Source organism: Phenylobacterium sp. (assembly GCF_036723115.1).
Taxonomy (GTDB): domain Bacteria; phylum Pseudomonadota; class Alphaproteobacteria; order Caulobacterales; family Caulobacteraceae; genus Phenylobacterium.
This window is the reverse complement of record NZ_DAIMHV010000222.1, coordinates 1-2737: the sequence shown is the minus strand read 5'-3', so window position 1 is coordinate 2737 and position 2737 is coordinate 1. Positions and strand designations below refer to the sequence as shown.

Below are 2737 nucleotides of genomic sequence, written 5' to 3'. Positions count from 1 at the left end.
TGGGCACCAGCACCGGCGCCAGCGCCGCCCACTTGGCCGAGGCCGAGCCGATCAGAAGGTTGATGCCGGCCGCCAGCAGCACCATGCCGGCCAGCAGCATCGGCGTGGGCAGGCCCGAGGCGCGCAGGCCCTCGGCGCCATGGATGGCGATGATCGCCCCCAGGTTGGACCAGTTGAACATGGTCACGAAGTGCGCGGCCACGAAGGCCAGCACGATATAGGGACCCATCTCGGCCATGGACTGGCCGGTGAGGCGCACCACGTCACCCTGGCTGCGCACCGTGCCTGCGCCCGCGCCATAGGCCACGCCGCACACCAGGAAGAGCAGGAAGAAGCCCGCCACCAGGGAGGAATAGAAGGGGGTCAGCCGCTCTCCGGGCGCAGCTTCGGCCGCCACGAAGGGCGCATTGGGTCCCAGCGTCATGGCCGCCCAGAGGCCCACCACCACTAAGGCGCCCAGGCCCGCCCACAGGAGGCCGCGGCGCTCGGCCCGGCGCTGACGCAGGGCTTCGGAGTCCCCGTCGGTTTCGGCGTCCAAGCCCGCCGCAGGTTCGGGAGCGACGGGCGTCCAGGGGCCCAGACGCGGCTCGACGATCCTGTCGGTGACCCACCAGCCCAGGGGTGTGAACACCAGCGTCATGGCCAGGATGAACCACCAGTTGCCGGCGATATTGGCCGTCCAGGTGGGGTCCAGAAGGCGGGCGGCCGGCTCGGTGATCCCCAGCAGCAGAGCGTCGAGATGGCCCGGGAACAGATTGGCCGAGAAGCCGCCGGAGACGCCGGCGAAGGCTGCGGCAATTCCGGCCACCGGATGGCGCCCGGCCGCGGCGAAGACCACGGCGGCCAGGGGCACCAGCACCACATAGGCGGCGTCGGCGGCGTGGTTGGACACGATGGCCACAAAGATGATGATGGGGGTCAGAAGGGCCTTGGGCGCCTTGGAGACGCTGGCCCGCATGGCGGCGGAGAAAAGGCCCGTCCGCTCGGCCACCCCGGCCCCCAGCATGACGGTCAGCACGAAGCCCAGGGGGGCGAAGCTGGTCAGGGTGCGCGGCATGTCCACGAACAGCTGACGGAGATTCTCCGACGTCGCCAGGCTGACGGCGTTCAGCGTCTCACCCGTGGCGGGGTTGATCGCCGAAAGACCAGCGGCCGCTGCAATCATGGAGCCCAGGAACAGGGCCGCGATCATCCAGACGAAGATCACCACGGGATCGGGCAGCTTGTTGCCGACCCGCTCCACCACGCCCAGGAATCCGGCCTGCGCCATGCGACTGTCCCCTCAAATCACCAGCCGCCAAACTTGGCTAAACGTGCCGGTATGGCAAGCCGGCACGTCCTTAGGGCCGCTGTCCCGACCTGCGCCGCCAGGCGCCTTAAGGCTGGTCCGGCGCGGGGGCCGGCGATGGCGGTTGATCCTCCGGGTGTCCGTGGGGTGGATCGAGCGTGTCCTCTTCAGCGGGCGGATCGCCGGGGCTCAGCATCTCTTCCACGCGCTCGACGATGGCGCTCACCGGGGTCGGCCGGGCGGCGCGGCGGGCGCGGATGTCGGCGGTGATGGCGAAGGCCCTCTGGCTGGCCTCGGTCTCCAGGGCGCGCCAGTCTTCGGCGTAGCGCCTGGCGAAGCCGTCCACGCCATAGCGCCGATACTGCTCCACATGGGCCAGTTCGTGCGCCCACAGCCACACATTGCGAGCCACATCCTCGTCGGAGAAGACGATGACGTCGTTCAGGGTGACCGCGCCTTCCTCATAATACCAGCGCGCCAGGAGTGAGCCCGCCCCCAGATCCTGACCGGCGAGGGTCCAGCGGGTGGCGGCCAGGATCTCCTCGTCGAAATAGGGCTCGAGCACCGTGCGGATATTGGGCGGGATGTCGCGCACGTCCTCGCGCAGGGCCTGGCGGCGGGAGAAGCGGATGCCCTGGGCCAGGCCAGGCGCGACGGCGGCGGGCGATCGGCGCAGAAGGTCCTCTGACGCCTGCCGGGCGCGGTCGGCCGCCGCCTGGCTCTGGCCGCGAACCGCGTCGCGCCATCCCTCCGGCGGTTGCAGCCGAACATCATTGGGCTCGCCGGAACAGGCTGCGACCACAAGGCCGAAGAACGCTGCGGCCAGCGGCCGCCAGAGGTGATGGGGAAACGAAACGCGGCGTCTCAGCACTCGACAAGGCCCTGATGGCGGCTCCCCCACCTGAAGCCGGTTTAATCCCGCCGGCGCCCGGCGGTTCCTTCAGGTGTTACGGGCCGTCCGCCTGGGCGGACGCCGGGCGGCCTCTTCAGCCGGCTTGGCCCACGCAGGTCAGGATGTGGTCCCATGCCTCGGCCGTCACCGGCTGCACCGACAGACGGAATGAGGTCACCAGCGACATGTTCGCCAGCTCCGGGTCGGCCTTGGCCTCGGCCAGGGTGAAGGGGCGCGGCAGGGGATTTCGCGCCTTGATGTCCACACAGCAGAAGACCCCCTTGGGGTCCGTGGGGTCGGGGTAGTGCTCGGCGATGACCTCGGCCACGCCGACGATCGCCTTGCCCGATTGCGAGTGGTAGAAAAAGGCGAGGTCGCCCGTCTTCATGGCCATCAGGTTCAGCTTGGCCGTGTGGTTGCGGACCCCGGTCCAGGGTTCTCCGGCGTCCCCCCGGGCGACCAGGTCGTCCCAGGAAAACACGTCCGGCTCGGATTTCAGCAGCCAGTAGGCCATGCGCCCCTCCATGGAAGCGCCCAAGCTATAGGCGAACGCGCCG

Annotated in this window: 3 protein-coding genes; all 3 read right to left on the bottom strand. The window is 69.6% G+C overall.

Annotation, left to right across the window (positions count from 1 at the left end; genetic code table 11):
* Nucleotides 1-1270 (bottom strand): AbgT family transporter (locus V7D28_RS14705; protein WP_333588133.1); only part of this gene is annotated, 1270 nt, incomplete at its 3' end.
* 106 nt (nucleotides 1271-1376) lie between these two features.
* Nucleotides 1377-2159 (bottom strand): eCIS core domain-containing protein, encoded by a 783-nt coding sequence (locus V7D28_RS14700; protein WP_333588132.1) that lies wholly within the window; start codon nucleotides 2157-2159, stop codon nucleotides 1377-1379.
* A gap of 115 nt (nucleotides 2160-2274) precedes the next feature.
* Nucleotides 2275-2737: EVE domain-containing protein (locus tag V7D28_RS14695; protein WP_333588131.1), on the bottom strand; the 463-nt coding region annotated here is incomplete at its 5' end.